Annotated in this window: 22 protein-coding genes and 1 other RNA gene; 21 read left to right on the top strand and 2 right to left on the bottom strand. The window is 60.0% G+C overall.

Features of this window, described 5'->3' with window-relative positions; all coding sequences use genetic code 11:
* Positions 1–51: 51 nt before the first annotated feature.
* A complete protein-coding gene (locus tag B3H65_RS10010) occupies positions 52–984 on the bottom strand; it encodes a type I phosphomannose isomerase catalytic subunit (protein ID WP_286685113.1) in 933 nt (310 codons plus the stop codon).
* A gap of 297 nt (positions 985–1,281) precedes the next feature.
* On the opposite strand from B3H65_RS10010, the gene B3H65_RS10015 reads away from it, so the two are divergent.
* A complete protein-coding gene (locus tag B3H65_RS10015) occupies positions 1,282–2,004 on the top strand; it encodes a YitT family protein (protein ID WP_286685114.1) in 723 nt (240 codons plus the stop codon).
* Positions 2,005–2,073: 69 nt separating this feature from the next.
* Here B3H65_RS10015 and B3H65_RS10020 read toward each other — a convergent pair whose 3' ends face one another.
* Positions 2,074–2,985 carry a MurR/RpiR family transcriptional regulator gene (locus tag B3H65_RS10020; protein ID WP_286685115.1) on the bottom strand — a complete coding sequence of 304 codons (912 nt, stop codon included), beginning with the start codon at positions 2,983–2,985 and terminating at the stop codon, positions 2,074–2,076.
* Between the two features lie 169 nt (positions 2,986–3,154).
* Here B3H65_RS10020 and B3H65_RS10025 point away from each other — a divergent pair, with 169 nt between their 5' ends.
* The 20 genes from B3H65_RS10025 to nagB all read left to right on the top strand — a co-directional run bounded on the left by B3H65_RS10025 (position 3,155) and on the right by nagB (position 23,246).
* Positions 3,155–4,588: a 6-phospho-beta-glucosidase gene (locus tag B3H65_RS10025; protein WP_286685116.1), complete on the top strand. Its 1,434-nt coding sequence runs from the start codon at positions 3,155–3,157 to the stop codon at positions 4,586–4,588.
* A gap of 39 nt (positions 4,589–4,627) precedes the next feature.
* Positions 4,628–6,067: a glycoside hydrolase family 1 protein gene (locus tag B3H65_RS10030; RefSeq protein ID WP_286685117.1), complete on the top strand. Its 1,440-nt coding sequence runs from the start codon at positions 4,628–4,630 to the stop codon at positions 6,065–6,067.
* A 141-nt stretch (positions 6,068–6,208) separates the two neighbouring features.
* The gene (locus B3H65_RS10035; RefSeq protein WP_286685118.1) at positions 6,209–7,051 is read left to right on the top strand and encodes an HAD family hydrolase; all 843 of its coding nucleotides are present in this window, start codon (positions 6,209–6,211) and stop codon (positions 7,049–7,051) included.
* Positions 7,052–7,186: 135 nt separating this feature from the next.
* Positions 7,187–7,678, top strand: coding sequence for an S-ribosylhomocysteine lyase (locus B3H65_RS10040; RefSeq protein ID WP_286685167.1), 492 nt, complete (start codon positions 7,187–7,189; stop codon positions 7,676–7,678).
* A gap of 15 nt (positions 7,679–7,693) precedes the next feature.
* Entirely contained in the window at positions 7,694–7,966 is a 273-nt protein-coding gene (locus tag B3H65_RS10045) for an HPr family phosphocarrier protein (RefSeq protein WP_286685119.1), read from the top strand.
* Positions 7,967–8,108: 142 nt separating this feature from the next.
* The gene (locus tag B3H65_RS10050; protein WP_009141273.1) at positions 8,109–8,420 is read left to right on the top strand and encodes an Asp-tRNA(Asn)/Glu-tRNA(Gln) amidotransferase subunit GatC; all 312 of its coding nucleotides are present in this window, start codon (positions 8,109–8,111) and stop codon (positions 8,418–8,420) included.
* Positions 8,420–9,913: an Asp-tRNA(Asn)/Glu-tRNA(Gln) amidotransferase subunit GatA gene (gene gatA / locus B3H65_RS10055; RefSeq protein WP_286685120.1), complete on the top strand. Its 1,494-nt coding sequence runs from the start codon at positions 8,420–8,422 to the stop codon at positions 9,911–9,913. The genes B3H65_RS10050 and gatA overlap by 1 nt, the downstream gene beginning before the upstream one ends.
* The gene (gatB, locus tag B3H65_RS10060; protein WP_286685121.1) at positions 9,910–11,577 is read left to right on the top strand and encodes an Asp-tRNA(Asn)/Glu-tRNA(Gln) amidotransferase subunit GatB; all 1,668 of its coding nucleotides are present in this window, start codon (positions 9,910–9,912) and stop codon (positions 11,575–11,577) included. The genes gatA and gatB overlap by 4 nt, the downstream gene beginning before the upstream one ends.
* A gap of 236 nt (positions 11,578–11,813) precedes the next feature.
* On the top strand, positions 11,814–12,494 hold the full coding sequence (locus B3H65_RS10065) for a biosynthetic peptidoglycan transglycosylase (protein WP_286685122.1): 681 nt from the start codon (positions 11,814–11,816) through the stop codon (positions 12,492–12,494).
* A gap of 509 nt (positions 12,495–13,003) precedes the next feature.
* Positions 13,004–13,369, top strand: a transfer-messenger RNA (tmRNA) gene (gene ssrA, locus B3H65_RS10070).
* A 281-nt stretch (positions 13,370–13,650) separates the two neighbouring features.
* Positions 13,651–15,291: an ABC transporter substrate-binding protein gene (locus B3H65_RS10075; RefSeq protein WP_286685123.1), complete on the top strand. Its 1,641-nt coding sequence runs from the start codon at positions 13,651–13,653 to the stop codon at positions 15,289–15,291.
* 108 nt (positions 15,292–15,399) lie between these two features.
* Positions 15,400–16,416 carry an ABC transporter permease gene (locus B3H65_RS10080; protein ID WP_117679985.1) on the top strand — a complete coding sequence of 339 codons (1,017 nt, stop codon included), beginning with the start codon at positions 15,400–15,402 and terminating at the stop codon, positions 16,414–16,416.
* Between the two features lie 5 nt (positions 16,417–16,421).
* A complete protein-coding gene (nikC, locus tag B3H65_RS10085; protein ID WP_181973372.1) occupies positions 16,422–17,336 on the top strand; it encodes a nickel transporter permease in 915 nt (304 codons plus the stop codon).
* 4 nt (positions 17,337–17,340) lie between these two features.
* Positions 17,341–18,450, top strand: coding sequence for an ABC transporter ATP-binding protein (locus B3H65_RS10090; protein WP_286685124.1), 1,110 nt, complete (start codon positions 17,341–17,343; stop codon positions 18,448–18,450).
* A gap of 1 nt (position 18,451) precedes the next feature.
* A complete protein-coding gene (locus B3H65_RS10095) occupies positions 18,452–19,552 on the top strand; it encodes an ABC transporter ATP-binding protein (RefSeq protein WP_009141281.1) in 1,101 nt (366 codons plus the stop codon).
* Positions 19,553–19,840: 288 nt separating this feature from the next.
* Positions 19,841–20,725 (top strand): patatin-like phospholipase family protein, encoded by an 885-nt coding sequence (locus B3H65_RS10100; RefSeq protein ID WP_270479343.1) that lies wholly within the window; start codon positions 19,841–19,843, stop codon positions 20,723–20,725.
* Positions 20,726–20,903: 178 nt separating this feature from the next.
* Positions 20,904–21,347 (top strand): 50S ribosomal protein L13, encoded by a 444-nt coding sequence (gene rplM / locus B3H65_RS10105; RefSeq protein ID WP_009141283.1) that lies wholly within the window; start codon positions 20,904–20,906, stop codon positions 21,345–21,347.
* Between the two features lie 2 nt (positions 21,348–21,349).
* Entirely contained in the window at positions 21,350–21,745 is a 396-nt protein-coding gene (gene rpsI / locus B3H65_RS10110) for a 30S ribosomal protein S9 (RefSeq protein ID WP_009141284.1), read from the top strand.
* Between the two features lie 244 nt (positions 21,746–21,989).
* Positions 21,990–22,487 carry a PTS sugar transporter subunit IIA gene (locus B3H65_RS10115; RefSeq protein ID WP_009141285.1) on the top strand — a complete coding sequence of 166 codons (498 nt, stop codon included), beginning with the start codon at positions 21,990–21,992 and terminating at the stop codon, positions 22,485–22,487.
* A gap of 27 nt (positions 22,488–22,514) precedes the next feature.
* Positions 22,515–23,246, top strand: a complete 732-nt coding sequence (gene nagB, locus B3H65_RS10120) for a glucosamine-6-phosphate deaminase (protein WP_009141286.1) — start codon at positions 22,515–22,517, stop codon at positions 23,244–23,246.
* Positions 23,247–23,482: the final 236 nt, after the last annotated feature.

Genomic DNA, 23,482 nt, shown 5'->3' on the forward strand with positions numbered 1-23,482 from the left:
GGGCTCCTGCTGCTTGGGACGGTTGAGCTTTGCGGTGCTGTTGCCGTGCGCTTACAGGTGGCTGGTTACCAGCTGCATGGTGCCGCTGAGCTCGACGGCGGCGGTGGTGGAGGGAACCAGCAGGTGGCTGCCCGCTTTAACGGAAACTCCGCACACGGTGCCCTCGCCGTCGATGACGGAGACGCACATAAACGGCCAGCGCTGCTCAAGCTCGCGCTCGCCCTCGACGCGCACCAGTTCCACGGTGTAGTTGTCGTTGCTCTCGAGCACGGTCACGCCGTTGGATTCCGACGCGGTGATGGTGCCGCTCTTGGGCGAGGTTGCCTGGTAATCGATAACGTCAAGGGACTGCTGCAGGTGCAGGGGACGAGGATTGCCCTCGTCGTCCAGACGGTCGTAGTCGTACACGCGGTAGGTGATGTCGCTGGATTGCTGGGTTTCCAGAATCAGCGTGCCGGCCTTGATGGCGTGCACGCAGCCGGGGTCGATTTGGAAGAAGTCGCCCTTGTGGATGGGAATCTCGTTCAAAAGATCGCCCCAACGGCCCTCGTCCACCAGCTTTGCGAACTCATCGCGGGACGCGGCGCGCTGTCCCACAATGATGGTGGCGTCCGCATCGCAATCCAGCACGTACCAGCACTCGCGCTTGCCCAGCGAGCCGTTCTCGTGCTCGGCGGCGTACGCATCATCGGGATGCACCTGAATGGACAGGTCGCCGGCAGCGTCGATAATCTTGATCAGCAAGGGAAAGCGATCGCCTTCGATATCGCCAAAAAGGTCGCGGCGCTGATCCCACAGCTGCGACAGCGTCATGCCCTCGAACTCTGGATTCAGCACGGGGCAGTCGCCGTTGGGGTGGGCAGAGATGGCCCAGCATTCGCCGGTTTTATCAGACGGAATGTCATACGCATATGCGTCGCGCATACGAGAACCGCCCCAGATCTTCTCGTGGAACACGGGCTTGAGTTCGATGATGTCTGCCATGATTCTCCTAACTCCCTAAGCATGGCCATAGGCAGCATTATACGAGTGCGTTTTGATGCGAGCGCGGGTTGCCCGCGAATGGGGAGATTGTCAGCAACAATCTTTCGTGCGCGATGGTCGGTCGTCCAGCTGCGTGATGCGCTCACTAATAGTCCGAAATCGGACTAATGGAGAACGTGTGGACGAATAAGGGTCGCGCTTTTTCGCGGGTTGTCTGAATTCGGACAAAGCGATACGCTGGAGCGGCACGTCAGTTGTTACGGGGGATTGATACCGATGTTGGGGTCGGCGCGTACCATGCGCATTAAGCGATTGATTAAAAAAGTAGCCATCATCTTGCTGGGCGCCGCCATCTTCACTTTTGGCGTCCACAACATCCATGAGGTCACGGGCATTACAGAGGGCGGCGTCATAGGCCTTATGCTCTTCCTCAACAAGTGGTTTGGCGTCCCGTCATCCATCGCCTCGCCGGTACTCGACATCATCTGCTACGCCATCGCGCTCAAGATGTTGGGCGGTAAGTTCTTGGGATGGTCTGCCGTCGCGACGGCGGCGGTCGCCGGTTTCTACCGCGTGTGGGAGAGCTTCCCGCACATGTTGCCCAACCTTTCCGCCAGCCCGTTTGCCGCGGCGGTCCTCGGCGGCCTGTTTGTGGGCGTGGGCGTGGGCCTGGTGGTTCGCCAGGGCGGATCGGCGGGCGGCGACGACGCGTTGGCGCTTTCTATTTCCAAGGCCACCGGTTGGCGCGTTGGCCGCTGCTACCTGTTAACGGACCTTACGGTACTGGCCCTCTCGCTCACCTACATTCCCGTGGTCAGCATCGCTTGGTCGCTGGTAACGGTGACCATTTCCTCCGCGGTCATCGACATTGTGACTGAGGTCTCTTGGGATCATGTGGAGGAGTTGGGCGAGGCGATTCGCGAGCGCCGCAAGCCGTGCTTCAGCGCGCTGGACGGGGGCGAGAACGCCGTTGCCGCGAGGACGGCAGCGCTCGAATCTTGCGAGGGCAAGGCCGAATAGCGCGAGCACGCGATGCTCTCGGGAAAAAGGGGTCGACGGGGCTGCTCGTCGACCCCTTTCGCATGTGCGCTACCGCATGCGGTTCATCATGATGCCGGCGTATTCAGCGGGGCTGAGCCGCGGGGGCTGAAGGGCGGGGAGGCTCGTGTGGGGAAGCGAGCGCGACAGGAAGTCGCTGCCGCGTTCCCAGTCGAGCGCGAGCATGCAGCCGAACAGGGAGTCGAGCACGTATTGCACGGCGATGTGGCTGGCGAACTGCGTGATGCGGTCTTGCAGGCTCTCTTGATCGCTGACGTGCAGGTATGCGGCGAGGCCGGGGTTGAGGCGTTCCGCCCGCGGCGTTCCAATGAGCACGGCGGGGACCTTGCGATCGGCAAGAATGGGCAGAAGCGTCGCCAGGTTCGGCCCAAGGCCGGAGTAGGAGATGAGCAGCGCCGCGTGCGACGCGTCGGATGCTAGCGCCGACCACGTCTGGCGCTCGAGGCCCTCATGGCAGGTAGCGGCGTGCCCGCATGAGAGCAGGCGGTTGCAGAACATCTGCGCGGGATAGAGGTTGTGCGATTGCGTGTAGATATCGACGACGCCGGCTTGGTTGAACAGACCGGCGGTGCGGTCCATGGCGGCGGGGTCCAAAAACTCCCGCGTATCGCGCAGAGTCGACTCGTAGACGGCGGAGATGCTCTCGAGGACCGTCTCGGCATCATCGTCCTGCAAGAAGGGGAAGTTGATGTCGACGGCTGCCGAGCGGTGCTCGCGCAAGGCCTGGGCGCGGGCGAACTCCACCTTGAGTTCTTTGAATCCCTCGAGTCCTATCTTCTTGCAGAAGCGATGGACGCTGGGAATCGATACGTGCGCTGCGACGGCGAACTCCTTGATGCTGTAGCCCTGCAGACGCGGACCCAGGGACCGTGCCGTGGACGCCAGCTGCTGCTCTGTGGGAGTGAGGCCCCGGGCGTTCTCGATGCGCCTCATGATATCCATGGCGACTCCTTACACAAAATGTATCAAGAAGTATCAAGTGAATTAAGAATACTACCTGTGACCTTAGAAAAGAAGTATCTATCTAGCTGATATGTCTTGAGTGTCGGGACGATGGTTGGCATGATGGGGCCAACACGGCCACCAAGGTCTTAGAGAGAGGAATCAGGGTATGGAGAAGGTTTTTCCCGAGGGCTTCCTGTGGGGCGGCGCCACCGCCGCAAACCAGTGCGAGGGCGCGTACAACGTGGACGGCCGCGGGCTGGCCAACGTCGACGTGATGCCGCATGGTAAAGATCGCTTCCCGGTTGGCCTGGGCCTGCGCAAGATGCTCGATTTCGAGGACGGGTATTTCTATCCCGCGCAGACCGGCATCGACTTCTACCATCACTACAAGGAGGACATCGCGCTGTTCGCGGAGATGGGCTTCAAGACCTTCCGCATGAGCCTGGCGTGGACGCGCATCTTCCCCAACGGCGACGAGTCGGAGCCCAACGAGGCCGGCCTCGCTTTCTACGAGGACGTGTTCCGCGAATGCCAGAAGCACGGTATCGAGCCGTTGGTCACCATCACCCACTTCGACTGCCCCATCCATCTCATCAAGGAGTACGGCGGTTGGCGCAACCGCAAGCTTATTGACTTCTACAAGAACCTCGCCCGCGTGCTCTTCACCCGCTACAAGGGCCTGGTGAAGTACTGGCTCACCTTCAACGAGATCAACATGATCTTGCACCTGCCCTTCATGGGCGCCGGCCTGGTCTTTGAGCAGGGCGAGGACAAGGAGGCCGTCGAGTACCTGGCGGCCCACAACGAGCTGGTCGCCAGCGCTTGGGCCACCAAGATCGCTCACGAGATCGACCCCGACGTGAAGATCGGCTGCATGCTTGCGGCGGGCAGCTACTACCCCTATAGCTGCCGCCCTGAGGACGTCCGCGCCGCGCAGATCGCCAACCAGGACAACTACTTCTTCGTGGACGTACAGAGCCGCGGCTACTACCCGGCCTACGCGTTGAAGAAGCTCGAGCGAGCCGGCATCGACGTCGGCATGACCGAGGAAGATAAGCAGGTCTTGGCCGAGAACACGGTCGACTTCATCTCCTTCAGCTATTACTCCACCCGTTGCTCCGCCGGTGAGGGTTCCGACGCCCCCAAGACCGAGGGCAACGCCTTCCAGGGTGCCAAGAATCCCTACCTCAAAGAGAGCCAGTGGGGCTGGGCCATCGACCCGCTGGGCTTCCGCATCACGCTGAACGACCTGTACGACCGCTACCAGAAGCCGCTGTTTGTGGTTGAGAACGGCCTGGGCGCCAAGGACGTGGTCGAGGAGGACGGCTCCATCAACGACGACTACCGTATCGACTACCTGCGCCAGCACATCGAGACCATGCGCGACGCCGTGGTGGAGGACGGCGTGGACCTGCTTGGCTACACCACCTGGGGTCCCATCGATCTTGTCTCTGCTTCCACGGGCGAGATGTCCAAGCGCTATGGCTTTATCTACGTCGACCGCGACGACGCCGGCAACGGCACCCTGGCCCGCTCCAAGAAGAAGAGCTTCGATTGGTACAAGAAAGTCATCGCCACCAATGGTGCCGACCTGTCCTAAGCATTCCCGTATAAGAGCAACGATAATGGAGGATTAACCATGCAGTTCCCCAAGGGTTTCTATTGGGGCGGCGCCACGGCCGCCAACCAGTTCGAGGGTGCTTGGAACGTCGATGGCCGCGGGGCCTCGGTCGATGACCACTTCACCGGCGGCAGCTACGAGAAGCCGCGCGAGATCACGATCGACATCAAGCCGGACGTGCTTTATCCCAACCACGACGGCATCGACTTCTATCACCACTACGAGGAGGACATCGCCCTGTTCGCCGAGATGGGCTTCAACATGTTCCGCATGTCCATCTCTTGGAGCCGCATCTTCCCCAACGGCGACGACGTCCAGCCCAACGAGGCGGGCCTGGCCTTCTACGACCGCGTCTTCGATTGCTGCGCCAAGCACGGCATCGAGCCGCTGGTGACCCTCTCGCATTACGAGATGCCCTACCACCTGGTCGAGAAGTACAACGGGTGGGCCTCCCGCGAGCTCATCGGCTTCTTTGAGAACTACTGCGCCACCGTCTTCGAGCGCTACAAGGACAAGGTGAAGTTCTGGCTCACCTTCAACGAGATCAACTGCGGCACCATGGACATGGGCGCCATGATGGAGACCGGCCTCATCCAGGGCTTCGAGGGTCCGGCGTCCGCCATCAAGACAACCCCGCAGCAGCGTTACCAGGCCCTGCACCATCAGTTTGTGGCTCACGGCCGCGTGGTCAAGCTCGCCCATGAGAAGTATCCCCAGTTCAAGATGGGCAACATGGACTGCTTTATCCTGAGCTACCCCGGCACCTGCGATCCGGCGGACGTGCTTGCCAACGAGCTTGAGATGAACCGCATGAACTGGTACTGCTCCGACGTTCAGGTGCGCGGCACCTATCCGTTCTACGCCAAGCGCTTCTGGGCCGAAAACGACATCGAGCTCGAGATGGCTCCGGGCGACCTTGAGGACATCGCCGCCGGCAAGGTGGACTTCTACACCTTCTCCTACTATATGAGCGGCACCGTGAGCACGCACGCCGACCATGAGATGACCGAGGGCAACATGACCTTTGGCGGCAAGAACCCGTATCTGGAGAGCACCGACTGGGGTTGGCAGATCGACCCCATGGGCCTGCGCATCGCCCTGAACCAGATCTATGCCCGCTACCAGATTCCGCTGATGGTGGTCGAGAACGGCATGGGCGCCTACGACGAGGTGGAAGAGGACGGCTCCATCCACGACCCGTATCGCATCGCGTACCTCAAGAGCCACATCGAGGCAATGGGCGAGGCCATCGCCGACGGCGTCGATCTGATCGCATACACCTGGTGGGGCCCCATCGACCTGGTTTCCGCCGGCACCGGCGAGATGCGCAAGCGTTACGGCTTCATCCACGTTGACAAGTACGATGACGGCACCGGCACCTATGAGCGCCGTCGCAAGGACAGCTTCTTCGCATACCAGAAGATCATCAAGTCCAACGGCGCCGAGGGCCTGGAGTAGGCACGGCAGTGCTTTTTGGTTTTGGCCGCTCGCAGCATGTCCCGTGCGCTGCGGGCGGCCTTTTCATGATGCGGGCGCAAGCGGACGGGTTTTCTCGTCCATAGCTTGATGTGCCCGCGGGTAAGGGGAAAGGGGACGAGCATGTCTAACGGTAAGATCATCTTCCTCGATGTCGACGGCACCATCACCAACTACGAGAACTTCATTCCGCAAAGCTGCAAGGACGCTATCAAGCGGGCGCGCGCTAACGGGCACCGCGTCTACATGTGCACCGGGCGCAGCAAGGCCGAGAACCCGCAGGAGATCTGGGATATCGGCTTCGATGGCATGATCGGCGGCAACGGCTGCTACGTGGAGAGTGATGGCGAGGTGGTCATGCACCAACTCATCACCGCGGACCAGTGCCGCCATATTGTGGATTGGTTGCACGGACGCGGCCTGGAGTTTTACCTGGAGTCCAACAATGGCCTGTTCGCTAGCGAGCACTTCAGGGAGGCGGCTGCCCCCGTCATGACGCTCTACGCCAAGGGCAAGGGCGCGAGCGACGAGGATGCCCAGACCTCTGCCCATGCGTTCATGGATACGCTTACCTACGGCGCCGAGCTCTACCGCGACGACCTCAACAAGGTGAGCTTCATCCTCTCCAGCTACCAGGACCATCTGGATTCCGTGGACGAGTTCCCCGATTTGGTGGCGCGTACCTGGGGCGGCAAGGGAGAGCACGCGCTCTTTGGCGACCTGGGTGTAAAGGGTATCGACAAGGCGCATGCCGTGCGCGTGCTGGTGGAGCACCTGGACGCGGACATGGCGGATACCGTTGCCGTGGGCGATGCCGCCGTGGACATCCCCATGTTCGAGTGCTGCGGAACCAGCGTGTGCATGGGTTCGGGCGGAGAAGAGGCCAAGGCCGCCGCGGACTGGGTGACCACGGATGTGGACGATGACGGCATGTGGAACGCGTTTACGCACCTGGGCCTGATCTAGCGCGGCTTCGTTCGCATAACGGATGCATCGCGGTAAAATGGCATGAGCGCCCCGTGGCGGTTCCGCGAAAAGCGGACGCTCAGGGGCGCTCGTTCACACCTATACCCGTAACGCCAAGGAGCCGCTATGCCCGCAATGGAGAAGATCGCTAGCTTTACCGTCGACCACCTCACGCTGGAGCCGGGCGTGTACGTATCGCGCGTTGACCGCGATGAGGCGACGGGTTGCACGGTCACCACGTTTGACCTGCGTATGACGGCGCCCAACCGCGAGCCGGTCATGAATACCGCCGAGGCGCACACCATCGAGCACCTGGGCGCCACCTTCCTGCGCAACCACCCCCAGTGGGCAAGCCGCGTGGTCTACTTTGGCCCCATGGGGTGCCGCACCGGTTTTTACCTGGTGGTCTTTGGCAAGGTGGCGTCGCGCGAGATCTTGCCGCTGGTGACCGCGCTTTTTGAGTTTGTCGAGGGCTTCGAGGGCGAGATTCCCGGCGCCCGTCCAGAGGAATGCGGTAACTACCTGGATCAGAACCTGCCCATGGCAAAGTGGCTGGCAACGCGCTACCTGGATAAGACCTTGCGCGTGGCGGATGACGCGCATCTTTCCTACGGCTGCGACTGCTAGGTGAAAGACCGGGCTATGAAGACGTTTGAACATACCATTACCGATCCCCAGGGTTTCCACGCGCGTCCCGTGGTGCTTGTCGCCTCCGAGGCTGGCAAGTGGACCTGCGACATCACCGTTGCCGCGAGGCGCGCCGGCGAAGATGCTGCAGGCTCCTCTGTGCCCGCGCGCGATCCGCTGGCGTTGATGGCGCTCGACGCAAACGCGGGCGATACCTTGGTGGTGGTGCTTGATGGCGTGGACGAGTGCGAGGCGGAGCAGGGTATGCGCTTGGCGTGTACGTTCTAACGGCCCTTGCCCGGCTCCTTTGTCCAAAAACGCTAAAGATTGCAACTTGGTTGAATTTGAAGCTTGCGGCTGCTCCATTTAGGTGGAGCGGCCGCTTGTGCATATAATGGTGAACATTCGTATGCAAGCGGAAGGAGCGCCCATGGCACTCACCGAGAAGGACGTGCGCGGCATAGCGGACTATGCGTGCATCGCCCTCACAGAAGAAGAACTCGCGGATATGACCGCCTATATGAACGATGCCGTCTCGATGCTCGAGCCCATCTTGCAGTATGCGGACGAGGACGTGGCGCCCACGTTCCATCCCATCGGCGACCTGTCCAACGTGATGCGCGCCGATGCGACCGACGCTGATCGCGCGCTGCCCGTGGACGAGGCGCTGAAGGACGCCGCCAGCACGCGCGGCCGTTCGTTCCGCGTGCCCTCTATTCTTGGCGAAGGGGGAGACCAGTAATGCTATCGCTCGATACCCTTAGCGCCCAGCAGATCGCCGCCGGCGTCGCCGCGGGCGATTTCTCCGCAACCGAGGTCGCGAACGCCGCCCTTGCCGCTATCGATGAGCGCGAGGGGGCCGTTCAGGCATTTTTGCAGGTATCGCCCCAGCTGGCGCTTGACGCCGCAGCGCGTATCGATGCCGCTCGCGCGGCCGGCGAGGCCCTGCCCCCGCTGGCGGGTGTGCCGCTTGCCATCAAGGACAACATGAACCTGGTGGGTACCCGTACCACCTGTGCCTCCAATATGCTCGCCAACTACGAGAGCGTCTACACCGCCACGTGCGTGCAGCGCATGCTGGACGCCGGCTGCCTGCCTGTTGGCAAGGCGAATATGGACGAATTCGCGTTTGGCTCCTCAACGGAGAGTTCTGCGTTCCATCCCACCAACAACCCCTGGGATGTCGAGCGCGTGCCGGGCGGCTCTTCGGGCGGATCTGCCGCCGCGGTCGCTGCCGGCGAGGCGACCCTCGCCCTTGGCTCCGATACCGGCGGATCGATTCGCCAGCCCGCATCGTTCTGCGGCGTGGTGGGCATGAAGCCCACGTACGGCGCGGTGTCGCGCTACGGCGTGGTCGCTTTTGGCAGCTCGCTAGATCAGGTGGGCCCCTTTGGCCGCACGGTCGCCGACGTGGCGCTCGCCATGAACGCGCTGGTGGGTGCGGGTCGCGACCCCTATGACGGAACGTCCCAGGATTTCGCCGTCGACTTCTGCGAGCACCTGGAGGACGGCGTCGCCGGCAAGCGCATCGGCATCATCCCCGCCTTCATGGAGGCCGAGGGTCTGACCGCAGAGGTGCGCCGGGCAGTCGAGAAAGCTGCCGCGGAGTTGGAGGCCCAGGGCGCGCAGCTGGTCGAGGTCGACCTGCCGCATCTGGACGCCGCCATCGCCGCGTACTACGTCATCGGCCCCGCTGAGGCGTTCTCCAACCTGGCGCGCTTTGACGGCGTGCGCTACGGTTTCCAGGAGGAGGGTTGTTCCAACCTGGCAGACCAGAGCTCCCGCTCGCGTGCTCGCGGCTTTGGCATGGAGGCCAAGCGCCGCCAGATGTTGGGCGCCTACCTGCTCTCCAGCGGCGTCTACGACAAATACTATTACGCGGCCCAAAAGGCCCGCACCCTCATCACCCGCGACTACGCGGCGGCGTTCGAGAAGGTCGATGCGATTCTCATGCCCGCGGCGCCCCGCACCGCGTTCAGGCACGGAGAGATTTCCGATCCCACGCAGATGTACCTGTCCGATCTGTACACCATCTCGCTCAACATCGCCGGCAACGGCGGCGTATCCGTACCGCTTGGGTTGGGCGAGGACTCCGGTCTGCCCGTTTCCGCTCAGCTGGTGGCGCCCGCGTTCAGCGACCGCAAGCTGCTGACCATCGCCCGCGCGCTCGAGCTCGCCTTTGGCTCTTCGCCCGTAGCACCGGATTTCGCAGGGAAGGGAGGTGAGCTCGCATGAAGGAGCTCTCCGAGGTTCTAAAGGATTGGGAGGCCGTCATCGGCCTGGAGATCCACACCGAGCTCACCACGCTCGATACCAAGATGTTCTGCGGCTGCAAGCTCAGCCATGATGACGAGCCCAATGCCAACGTATGCCCGGTCTGCCTGGGCCTGCCCGGCGCCCTGCCCGTGCCCAACAAGCGCGCGATCGAGTCTATCGTCAAGGCGGGCCTGGCGACCAACTGCCAGATCCAGAAGCACTCGATGTTCTATCGCAAGCATTACTTCTATCCCGATATGGCCAAGAACTTCCAGACCACCCAGGGCCCCATCGCGTTTTGCATGCACGGCCACCTGGACCTGGAGGTTACGGGCTGCGGTGCCGCCGAGCGTCCGGAGTGCGCTTTTGGTGAGGACGAGGCCAAGAGCCTTGCCAGCGCCAGCGCCAACGCCGTGGGTCTTTCCACCAGCATGAACGAGCAGATGCCCGAGAGCGCCATCCATATGGCGGGCTATAGCGCGGACGAGCTCTCGCTGCCGCAGCGCCATGAGGACGGCAGCTACAGCGTTCCCATCCGCATCCTGCGCATCCATATGGAAGAGGACGCCGCAAAGATGAACCATCTGGGCGGCGAGGAGGGTCGCATCACCGCGGCTGCCGAGAGCCTGGTGGACTACAACCGTTGCGGCACCCCGCTGATCGAGCTTGTAACCGAGCCCGACCTGCGCACTCCGGAGGAGGCCCGCCTCTTTATGGAGAAGCTCCGCCGCATCTTCCTCACGCTAGGCATCTCTGATTGCTCCATGGAGCACGGTTCCATGCGCTGCGACGGCAACGTGAGCCTGCGTCGCCGCGGCGATACCCGCCTGGGAACCAAAACCGAGCTCAAGAACCTCAACAGCTTCAAGGCGCTGCACGACGGCCTCGCCTATGAGATCTGCCGCCAGGCGGAGGTACTTGAGGAGGGCGGCATCATCTACCAGGAGACCCGTCACTGGGAACCCAGCCGCAAGCGCACCGTGGTGATGCGCGTCAAGGAGACCGCGGACGACTACCGTCTGTTCCCGGACCCGGATCTAGCTCCGTTCGACCTTTCGGACGAGTTCATCGAGCACTGCGCTTCCGAGCTGCCAGAGCTTCCCGATGCCAAGCGCGACCGCTTCGAAGGCGATTTCGGCATCAAGCGCGCCGACGCCGAGCTGATCGCCGGCGATCCCGCAACGGCGGCGTTCTTCGAGCAGGCGGCAGAGGGCCTTGCCGGTAAGGCGGCGCAGGTGGTTGCCAACCTCATCGTCAACGAGATGGCTGGTTATCTCAAGGCGGCGGGTACCTCGCTGGAGGACAGCGGCATCGCGCCCGCGCAGGTGGCATCGCTGGCGAAGCTTTTGGCCGAGGATGCCATCAGCTCCAACCAGGCTCACGAGGTTTTCGAGGCAATGGCCCAAAGCGGCGACGATCCGGAGAAGATCGTGGACGAGCGCGGCATGCGCCAGGTGAGCGACGCCGGCGCCCTGCAGCCCATCGTGGACCAGGTGCTTGCCAACTGCCCAGACCAGGCCCAGCAGTACCGTGACGGCAACCAGAAGGTTATCGGTTTCTTGGTGGGTCAGTGCATGAAGGCAAGTCGCGGCAGCGGCAACCCCAAGCTGTTCAACGAGCTGCTGCGCGCTTCGCTGAGCTAGGGGCTTATTCTCATAATGCGTTAGTTCTGCGCCGTTGAGCCTCATGGAGGTTCGGCGGCGCTCCTTGTTTGAAAGCGGAAGGGGGTCGTCTTAGTACCTGATAGGTAACCTTTCAAAAGTGTAATCAGATGCTGTCGCGCGAGGGGAGTGGGAAGGGCACAATATCCCTAACGGATGGCCCTGCCGCTAGGGAGCGCCTTTGCACGCGCCCGCGGCTTTAAGACGATTGGTCGACTATGATCGGCAAGATGGTAAAGCGTGTGCTGTTGGGACTTGCCCTGATTGCCGGATTGGCATGCGCTGTGGTGGGCGTGCGCGGCTACCAGATGTATCGATCGGCTTTGCAGGAAAAGAGTATCGAGGAAGCTGTGGCGGAGCTGCACGCGCAGCCCGGCTACACGTCTGTCGATGAGTTGCCACAGGTATATCTGGACGCGGTGGTCGCTATCGAGGACCACCGTTTCTATACCCATTGCGGCATCGATATCATCTCTATCTGCCGCGCCGCATGGAACGACCTGCGAACCATGAGCTTAGAGGAAGGCGGCAGCACCATAACGCAGCAGGTTGCCAAGAATCTCTTCCTTACGCAGGAAAAGGAGTTTACGCGCAAGGTCGCCGAGGTCTTCCTAGCATTCGATCTAGAAGCTACCTGTAGCAAGCGCGAGATACTTGAGCTGTACGTGAACTCCTCCTATTTCGGTTTGGGATGCACGGGCATAGGCCAGGCGGCACCCCAGATGCTGGGTGTCGTGCCCGGGGATATGACGCTGGAGCAGGCGGCGTTGATGGCAGGTATTCCCAACGAGCCTTCGCTCTACTCCTCAGACAGGCAGGCGGCGGAGGCGCGTCGCGACGTGGTGCTCATGCAGATGGAGAAATACGGGCTCATGCCCGGAGCGGCAACGGCGTCTTAGCGGTAGAAACCCCTTCAACAACATAATTAGGCGTTCAGACGGCTCCCGCTGCTGTTGGGGTGAGCAGTTGTGAAGGATAATTGCATCGTTTTTTAAAAAAGGCGAGTAGGGGCATGCATTCTTTGAAAGAACCGCTGGTAGCGCGATTGCGCGCTTGGGGTATACATAGACTATTTCTAAAGCGATGCAATTATCCGCGACTTTTGCGCTTGATGGGCCCCTTGGAGTCTCGATCGGGTCGGAGAATGAGGAGAATGGGGCGGGTTTGAGTCCGTGGCGATTGACTTCCATGCGCAATCTGCCCGCCTGAGCCGTTCATGTGGCAAGGGTTTCCCCAGGAGCTTCCGCAATTGGGCTTCCGCAATTGCTATGGGGTGGGGTGAGCACGTGATTGGGAGAGCGCGTTACGTGGTATAGTAAAAAATCGCGCAGCCATCACTTTGCGTGTGTACTTTGACAGGTCGATGCATTCGCGGCGTTTGCCTCGATGCCCAGACCTCTTTAAATGAGGGGGCGACTGGTTTCGACACGATAGCTCTGAGAGAGGAAGCAGGCCGTGGTCTCCTCGCCCACGTTAAACCGGGGTACCGTCAAAATGAATTGACAACAAGAATTTCTCTGGGCAGTATGCCCTCGCTGCTTAATTAATTAGCGGCGCGTCGAACTGGAGAGTTCCCCGCCTCCAGCGAGATGTCATTTTAGGGGAATGCGTTTGCGCACGTAGTCGGTATGGCGCGAACTAAGATCGAACCGACTAGGAACCCGCGAGCGCGTCACCGCGCGCAAAGGCTCCGAATCTAAATCGGTGACTGAGCCTGGAGATGCCGATCAGGGGGCTTTCGTGGACCGGAGTTCGATTCTCCGCGCCTCCACCACACATTGCAAGCGGGTAGATTGTTTCAATCTGCCCGCTTCTTGTATTTTGCGCGTCAGGGCGAACGGTCTAAAATATACGATGAACGCGATTTTTATGCATTTGATGTCTAAATGTGCTCATTTGTCAACATAGCCATGTTTCCATTGATTAAACACTTTAATAAAGTAAAGTAAACAAAAAAGCCTTCAACTCTATATATGGCAATGAAGCCAATAATTGTCCTTGTCGCGCTTTACTTTATCGTGATGCGTTGCGTGCTGCGCGATTGTATTAAAGAGGATGGATAAGAAAAAGGTGATGGGCATGTCCTTCAATGCTGAGATTTCAAGAAGGCGTTTTGTCGAGGCTATGGGCGCTGCGAGCGCGCTGGGCGTTATGGGCCTGGCTGGTTGCGGTAGCCAGCGTGCTAGCGAGGCTGGTTCTAGCTCTACGAGTGCTTCCGGCGTGGCCGATACCATCACGTTTGCCCAGGGCGCTGACCCCCGTGGACTGGACCCCGCGTACGTTGACGACGGCGAGTCCGCAAAGATCATGTGCAACATCTATGACACGCTGCTTCGCTACGACACGGAGACCTGCGAGGTGGTTGCAGGCCTGTCCGAGATGCCCGAGATTTCCGACGACGGTCTTACCTATACGTTCAAGCTGCAGGAGGGTGTCAAGTTCCACGACGGCACCGACTGCGATGCCGAGGCCGTCAAGGCCTCCATCGAGCGTCAGCTCGAGCCCAACCGCACCGAGGACATGCCTTACGCTGGCTTTGTATTTGGCGCCCAGGACTCTGGTACCGGCATTGAATCCATGGAGGCTCCCGACGCGACCACGCTGGTAATCAAATTGCGCGCCGCTTCCACCCCGTTTGTGAAGAACATGGCCATGGCGTTGGCGGCTCCCATTGTCGCTCCCTCTGCCTTTGAGGCCGGCACCTCTCTTGAGCAGCCGGTTGGCTCCGGCCCCTACAAGTTTGTTTCTTGGTCCAAGGGCGAGAACGTGGTTCTCGAGGCCAACGAGGATTACTGGGACAAGGACAACGCTCCCAAGACCAAGAACGTCGTCTTCCGTTTCATCGCCGAGAACTCCAGCCGCGTGACCGCCCTTACCAACGGCGAGGTCGATATCATCGACGGCATCGACGCCTCCGTTGTCGATACCATTACCAGCGGTGGCTGCGAACTCTTTGATGAGGACGGCATGAACATCAACTACATGGCGTTCCGCAACGACAGCGGCCAGTTCACAGCTGTTGAGGCTCGCCGCGCGTTCTGTCAGGCCGTCAACGTTGAAGAGATGGTCAAGAGCCTGTATGGCGACTATGCGGGCGTCGCAACCTCCGTCATGCCGCTGTGGATGGCGCCCTATGCCGAGAAGGTTGCGCGCACCGAGTACGATCCCGATGCCGCCAAGGCTGCGTTTGCCGAGCTTGGTATCACCAGTTGCACCATGCTGACCTACACCAATCCTCGTCCGTATAACACCATTGGCGGACAGGCGCTTGCCGAGGCGATTCAGGGTTATCTGGCAAAGGTGGGCGTCAACATGGAGATCGTCTCCTATGACTGGACCACGTACAAGACCAAGGTCGAGACCGACGCCTTCGACGTCTGCCTCTATGGCTGGGTTGGCGACAACGGCGATCCCGACAACTTCATGAACCTGCTCTCCGATGAGAACGTATCCATGAACGTTGGTCGCTTCCGCAATGACGAGTACAACGCGCTGATCCAAAAGGGCCTCGAGACCGCTGATGGCGATGAGCGCGATGACATCTACCTGCAGTGCGAGCAGATGGTTGCAGACCAAATGCCCTGGATGCTCATCAGCCACTCCAAGAACCTTGCTGGCTATAGCCCCAAGGTCAAGGGCTTCTTCTATCACCCCACCGGAGTTGTTCACATGGAGGGTGTGACCAAGTCCGCATAATGCCCCGCCGGCGAAGGGCCGCGGGTAAGGCAGATGGGGCGGGACGAGTTCCTGCCCCTTTGTTTTGCTACGGGCTAATCGTCCGCGCTACAGAAAGGAGGGGCCTCGATGTTGAAATATATTCTCAAGCGCATCTTGCAGGCCATTCCCGTGCTCTTGGGCGTTTCGGTCATTGTCTTCCTCATCATGAGAGTGTTCTCCGCCGACCCCGCACCCGTTGTGTTGGGCCAGCATGCAACTCCCGAGGCGATGCAGGCATGGCGTGATGCCCAGGGCCTTAACGACCCCATCATCGTCCAATATTTCGATTTTCTTTTTGGTGCCATTCGCGGTGATTTGGGCGAGAGCTATTACACGCACACCCCCGTGCTGCAAGAGCTCATGGCCCGCTTCCCGGCAACTGTTGAGCTTGCCTTGGTTGCCATTGTGATTGCGGCGGTCGCCGGTATCGCGCTTGGCGTGCTGTCCGCGACCCACAAGAACACCGCCATCGACGGCATCGCGACTATTTTGGCGCTGGTGGGCGTCTCCATGCCTATCTTCTGGCTGGGCGTTCTGCTCATCATCCTGTTCGCCGGCGTGCTGCACGTGCTGCCCAGCTCTGGCCGTATCGACCCGCTGCTGCAGCCCGTGGGAGGCACCGGCCTTTACTTGCTCGATACGTTGCTTTCCGGCGACTTCGAGGCGTTTGGCGATGCGCTGAGCCACATTATCCTGCCGGCGTTGGCGCTGTCCATGTACTCCATGGCGGTCATCACCCGCATGACGCGTTCGAGCATGTTGGAGACGTTGAACGAGGATTATGTACGCACCGCTCGCGCCAAAGGCTTGAAGTTGGGCCGTGTGCACCGTCACCACGCGTTGCGCTGCGCCATGCTTCCCGTCACCACGGTTATTGGCCTGCAGCTTGGCAGCCTGCTTGGCGGCGCCATGCTGACCGAGACGGTTTTCGCGTGGCCGGGCCTGGGCAAGTACGTGGTCGACTGCATCTTGAAGTCCGACTTCCCGGTGGTTCAGGGCGCCGTTCTGCTGATTGGCGTCATCTTTATCGCGATCAACCTAATCGTCGACGTGGTCTACGCCTACCTTGATCCGCGAATCACGTATGCAAAGGAAGAGGGGTGATCCGCATGGCTGCTGCCGTTGCACAGAACAACGCTCCCGTCCAGAAGAAGCAAGAGGCCGAGAAGACCGAGTCGCTGTGGAAGGACGTTTGGTACTCGCTTCGCCAAAACATCCCCGCTATGGTCAGCTTGGGCGTCATCACGCTGCTTGCTCTGGTCGCCATCGTCACCTTTGTTGCTCCGCAGATTCTGCCCTACGATCCCTACCAGCAAGATCTGTCCGCATCGTTCCAGGGTCCCAGTGCCGCGCACTGGTTTGGCACCGATCAGCAAGGTCGCGATATCTTCTGCCGCGTGCTCATCGGTAGCCAGATTTCGCTCACCGTGGGTTTGCTGTCCGTTGCCATCTCGCTCACCATCGGCGTCACCCTGGGCGCGCTCGCCGGCTACAAGGGCGGCGTGCTCGACACCGTCATCATGCGCGTGATGGATATGATGCTCGCCATCCCGTCGATTCTTTTGGCAATCGCCTTCATGGCGGCGTTGGGACGAGGAATCGACAAGGCGATCATCGCCATCGGCTTCGTCTCCATCCCCGAGTACGCGCGCATCGTCCGCAGCCAGGTGCTGTCGGTCAAGCAGTCCGACTACGTTGCCGCTGCCCGCGTGATCGGCGACTCCGATGCCCTCATCATCTTCCGCCACGTGCTGCCCAACGTCATGCCCTCCATCATCGTCCGCGCCACACTGGGTATCTCCAGCGCCATTCTGGATGCGGCCGCCCTGGGCTTCCTTGGCCTGGGCGTGCAACCTCCCGCGGCAGAGTGGGGCGATATGCTTGGTCGCGGCCGCAACTACATCTTTGCCGCGCCGCATGCGATGATCTTCCCGGGTCTGGCCATCACCGTGACCGTGCTCGCCTTCAACCTGTTGGGCGACGGCATTCGCGATGCGTTCGACCCCAAATCTAGGAACCGGTGATGACATGGCAATGCTAGAGGTTCATGACCTGGTGACCGAATTTCCCACCCGCAAGGGCGTGGTGCGCGCGGTCAACGGCGTCACATTCGATCTTGAACAGGGCGAGATCTTGGCCGTGGTGGGCGAGTCCGGCTCGGGTAAGAGCGTCACGTCGCTCTCCATCATGGGTCTGCTGCAAAAACCCGGCCACGTAGCCGGCGGTTCCATCACCTTCGACGGCAAGGACCTGCTTGCGCTATCCGAGTCCGAGATGGAGCAGGTGCGCGGCGGCAACATCTCCATGATCTTCCAAGAGCCCATGACCAGCCTGAACCCGGTCTATCGCGTGGGAGATCAGATTGTAGAGGCTATCCAGGCGCACGAGCAGGTGGACAAGAAGGACGCGTGGGCCCGCGCGGTCGAGATGCTGCGTTTGGTTGGCATCCCCAGCCCGGAGGAGCGCGCGCACGACTATCCGCACCAGATGTCCGGCGGTATGCGCCAGCGCGTCATGATCGCCATGGCGCTCTCATGCAACCCCAAGGTGCTGATTGCGGACGAGCCCACTACGGCGCTCGACGTGACCATTCAGGCGCAGATTCTGGAGCTCATCTACAAGCTGCGCAGCGAGTTCAATATGGCGGTCCTGCTCATCACCCACGACCTGGGCGTTGTGTCCGAGGTCGCCGATCGCGTTGTGGTCATGTATTGCGGCCAGGTGGTCGAGGAGGGCGAGAAGTTCGAGTTGTTTGAGCATCCGCTGCACCCCTATACCCTGGGCCTGCTGCGCTCGATTCCTCGTCTGGAAGAGCAAAACGCCGGTCGCCTGTACATGATCAAGGGCTCGGTCCCCAATCCGCTCAACATGCCGGCCGGCTGTCCGTTCTCCGATCGCTGCGAGCGCTGTACGGACCGCTGCCGCACCGAGGCCCCGCAGCTCAAGCTGCTGCCCGGTGCCACGCGCAAGGTCCGCTGCCATCTGTATGAGGATGCGGATGAGATTGCCCGCGCCGTCGAGGCGACGGAGGCGGCGCATCGCGTGAAGGCAGAGCTCGAAGCGCAGGAGCGCGAGATTATCGACCAGGCCGCCCAAGCCGTTCGCCGTGGGTCCGCAGCACAAGAGGGGGTGCGCTAGGATGTCGCAGGATAATTCAAGGAACCTTATCGAGGTCCAGCACCTCACCAAGAGCTTTGTTGCCGATACGGACTTCTTTGGCCGTCCCACCTCGTTTGTGCAGGCTGTGGACGATGTCAGCTTTACCATTCGCCGTGGCGAGGCCTTTGGCCTGGTGGGCGAGTCTGGCTGCGGCAAGACCACCATCGGTAAGATGATCTGCGGTTTGCTCAAGCCCACCAGCGGACAGATTCTGTTCGAGGGGCGCGACATCACCGCGCTGGGGCAGCGCGATCGCCGTGCCATGTGCCGTGACATCCAGCTGGTGTTCCAGGACCCGTACGCGAGCCTCAATCCCCGCATGACCATTGGCAAGATCATCGCTGAGCCCATTCTCACCAACAAGATCCTGCCCAAAGATCAGGTGGACGAGCGCGTGGACGAGCTTCTCGAGTTGGTTGGCCTGGCGCCTTACATGAAGAATCGCTACCCGCACGAGTTCTCCGGCGGTCAGCGCCAGCGCGTGGGCATCGCCCGCGCACTTGCGCTCAATCCCAAGCTCATCGTGTGCGACGAGCCCGTATCCGCACTCGATGTCTCTATCCAGGCGCAGGTGCTCAACCTGCTGGATGACCTCAAAGAGCAGCTGGGTCTAACGTACCTGTTCATCGCCCACGGCCTCAACGTGGTGAAGCACATCTCCGACCGCGTTGGCGTTATGTATTTGGGCCGCATGATGGAGATCGCTCCCAAGGAGAGCCTGTACACCGAGCCGTTGTGCCCGTATACCCAGGCCCTGCTCTCGGCGATTCCCAGCCCCGATCCCAAGCTGCAGCGTCGCCGCATCATCCTGGAAGGCGACGTGCCCAGCCCCATCGACCCGCCTGCGGGTTGCCGCTTCGCAAGTCGTTGCTTCGCCAAGATCGGCGCGTGCGACGTGAGCGCCCCCGAGCAGCGCGAGGTTCTGCCCGACCATATCTGCGCGTGCCGTCGCTACGATAACGTGGCGCCGGAGCTCGCGCGCGACCTGTCGCTGGAGATCCAGCGCGACGCCGCTCGTCCCAGCTATGGACGAGGAAGCGACCTTATCAACGACGATCCCGTGGTGACGCCCGAGGCGTGATGCCCGGGTGTCTCGCACCCATCTTTTGTAGCCAATAGGGCGGTCGGCCAAACGCCATCCTCGACCGTGCCGCCCTTCGCGCTAACGCCCGCTCAAGAGCGGCCAAATCGTCTGCGGTCTCCATGTCTTTCCGCAGATGACGTGGCCGAGCTTGAGCGGGTTTTTCAGGCTCGTCTGCGCGATTCCGTTCATGCGCCTGCCATATCGAACGATTGTGTAAGTTTGCAAGACCTTCATTTGTGGTAGAAGAGCACAAGTGCGAAAAGTCCAAGCAGGAAGGTTGTTTCCATGAACGTGGAGCAGAAAGCTAATAACGCTGGCAAGGTCGCCATGGTGCTCGAGGGCGGTAGCTTCCGCTGCCAGTTCACCGCGGGCGTGTTGGATGTCTTCATGGAGAACGGCGTTGAGGTTTCAGCATGCTATGGCGTGTCTGCCGGCGCGCTTTCCGGACTCAACTACAAGTCTCGTCAGATTGGTCGAGCCAACCGAGTGAACCTGGCGTTTTGCAACGATAGCCGCTACATGGGGGCTAAGTCCTTTGCAACAAGCGGCAGCGTTGTGGGCTACGATTTCCTGCTCAACGACATTCAAGATCGCCTTGATCCCTTTGATAACGATGCGTTTGAGAAGAACCCCATGTCGTTGTATGCGGTAGCTACGGACGTGGTCTTTGGTACGCCGGCATATCTTCCGGTTGAAAACGCCGTGCTCGACGTGGATGCGCTGCGCGCCACAACATCTTTGCCGCTCATGACGCAGCCCGTAGAGATGGGCGATGCCATTTATCTAGACGGCGGCGTCGCGGATTCCGTTCCCGTCGAGCATGCGCTCGAAGACGCGGGTTTCGATAGGGCGATTGTTGTCCTCACCCAGGACAGAACCTATAAAAAGGGCCCGTACGAGTTCCTTGCGGCGGCTCATGCCCGCTACGCTGCCTACCCATATCTTCTTGAGGCGCTTGAGAACCGCCACGAACGCTACAACGAGCAGCGTGAGCACATTTGGGAGTACGAGCGCCAAGGTAGGGCGCTGGTCATCGCTCCGCCGCAGCCGGTCGAGGTGGGGCATATCGAGCATGATCCCGCTAAGTTGCTGGCTCTTTACATCCAAGGTCGCCAAGAAGGCAAGCGCAGGCTTGATGAGGTGCGCGCATTTATCTCTAAAGAGCGTTAACCTGCGAGATTTCTTCATAAGCATGGCCGTGCTAAAAACTGTGTGCCGCTTGTGCAGAAACTCTGCTAGACAACCGAAAATGCGTTGACTCAACCCCGTTACGCGGTATACTCGACAGGTTACTTTGCAGAGCCCCGTGAAACTCTGTTAAGACACGTATTGTACATGGAGGAGTCAAGTGATTCAGAAGTCGACTCACTACGCCAAGCAGGGCGAGGTTACCCGCAACTGGGTCCTCGTCGACGCCGAGGGCGCTGTCCTGGGCCGCCTTGCCACTCAGATCGCAGCTATTCTGCGCGGCAAGACCAAGCCTCAGTACACCCCTAACTCTGACTGCGGTGACTTTGTGGTTGTCATCAACGCCGATAAGGTCCAGCTTACCGGTAACAAGGCTGACACCAAGGTCTACTACCGTCACAGCGGCTACAATGGCGGCCTCAAGGCCGAGAGCTTCCGCCAGGCTATGGAGAAGCACCCGGAGCAGGTCATCGAGCGCGCCGTTCGCGGCATGCTCCCCAAGACCACCCTCGGCCGTCAGCAGCTGAAGAAGCTCAAGGTCTATGCAGGCGCCGAGCATCCGCACGCTGCCCAGAACCCCGTTAAGATCGAGCTGGAGGCTTAAAGATGGCTGAGAACACCGTTGTTTACTACGGCACCGGCCGTCGCAAGAACGCCGTGGCCCGTGTCCGCATCGTCCCTGGTACCGGTAAGGTTACCGTCAACAAGCGTGATGCCGCTGAGTATTTCGGCCGTCAGCAGCTTCTTGAGGGTGCCCTTGCTCCCTTCAAGGTGACCGATACCGCTGGCGCTTTCGACGTTATCGCTCTGTGCGATGGCGGCGGCATCTCCGGTCAGGCTGGCGCTCTGCGCCTCGGCATCGCTCGCGCTCTTCTGAACGCGGGCGACTACCGTGCTGACCTCAAGCGCGCTGGTTTCCTCACCCGCGATTCTCGCGTGGTCGAGCGCAAGAAGTACGGCCTGAAGAAGGCCCGTCGCGCTCCGCAGTTCTCCAAGCGCTAATCTTTCCTTATTGGAAGATACGTATGGACGGGATCTACCGATTTATCGGTGGATCCCGTTTTTTCTATTTTTGATGCTATTGAGCTGCTTGTGTCGCATAAGCGGAGATGGGTGGCTTTGGAATGGAATAGCCATCACGCGAACGGTATCAAATAATCGGTGTATGCTATCTCGCACGTTCCCAATGATGTACCATAAATATATCTGCCAGTACGGTCTCTGCACGGGTGATCGAGGGAGAAGAATGTTCAGTAGCCTATTCAAGTCATTTGGCCTGTCGGGGCGAAGCATTGTGCTGCGTGCGCCGCTTGAGGGAGATGTCATCCCTCTTTCCGAGGTGAATGATGAGACGTTTGCCGCGGGATACCTTGGTCAAGGTGTTGCCATTAGGCCGACAGGTGATCGCGTGATCGCTCCGACCGCCGTCAAAATCGAAGCGATTTTCCCTACTGGTCATGCGGTGGCATTTCGAACCGTAGATGGCTTGGACGTGCTTATACATGTTGGTTTGGAAACGTATAACCTCGAGGGCCGTCATTTTAAAGTTCATGCGGCTCCCGGTGATATGGTCACGGCTGGTGAGACGCTCATCGAATTCGATCGACAGGCTATTGTCAACGAGGGTTATGATATTACGGTCCCCGTTCTCATCAGGAACGCGGTTGAGTTTGCAAGTATTAAAGGTGATGTGGGAGACCACGTTACCGAACTTGACCAGCTGATTGTCGCTAAAAGTCGATAGGAAGCCGGTCAAAGAAAGGGGTCACGCATGATCAGGATCGTTCGAGTTCGCGACTATGAGGATATGAGCCGCCAGGTTGCCAATATCATCTCTGCGCAGATTATTCTCAAGCCTAATTGCGTTCTTGGCCTGGCTACCGGCTCTACTCCCATTGGTGCGTACCAGCAGCTTGTCGAGTGGTACAAGAAGGGCGACGTTGACTTCTCCCAGGTGAGCAGCTATAACTTGGACGAGTATCGCGGTCTCAACGGTGATGACCCCCAGAGCTACCGTTATTTCATGAACGAGAACCTGTTCAATCACGTGAACATCAATATCGAGAACACCCATGTGCCCGATGGCTCCAATCCCGATGCTGATGCCACTTGCGCCGAGTACGATGCCATGGTTGCGGCTGCGGGCTACCAGGATCTTCAGCTTTTGGGCATTGGCAACAACGGTCACATTGGCTTCAACGAGCCCGACGATCACTTCTCCTACGGCACTCATTGCGTCGACCTTACCGAGAGCACGATCGAGGCCAACAGCCGCCTTTTCGATAAGATCGAGGATGTTCCGCGTCAGGCCTATACCATGGGTACCCACACCATCATGAGCGCTCGTGCCATCGTGGTCGCCGCTAACGGTGAGAAGAAGGCCCAGGCCGTTCATGATATGGTTTATGGACCCATTACCCCCAGCTGCCCCGCTTCCATTCTCCAGCTGCATTCCAACGTTATCCTGGTCGCTGACGAGGCCGCCCTTTCTCTGTGCAAGTAGGTCCTCTAGTCGTATAGCGTCTGGGTTGAGCTTATTTTCACGACCTTCATAAAGACCATGAAGCGTGCTCACCGTTTCGGTGGGGGCGCTTCTTTTTTCACCATACATGGGAAATGTCGGGTCGATATTACCGTTTTATTGACAAAAACATCGCGCCTTTGAAAATTAAGCATCTTGCGGTCGCGGTGAATGGAAAAAAAGATGCAAGCGGAATATCAAAATCGAAACAATATAAG

Origin of the sequence: Collinsella sp. UBA1693 (assembly GCF_002320115.1) — a bacterium.
Taxonomy (GTDB): Bacteria; Actinomycetota; Coriobacteriia; order Coriobacteriales; family Coriobacteriaceae; genus Collinsella; species Collinsella tanakaei.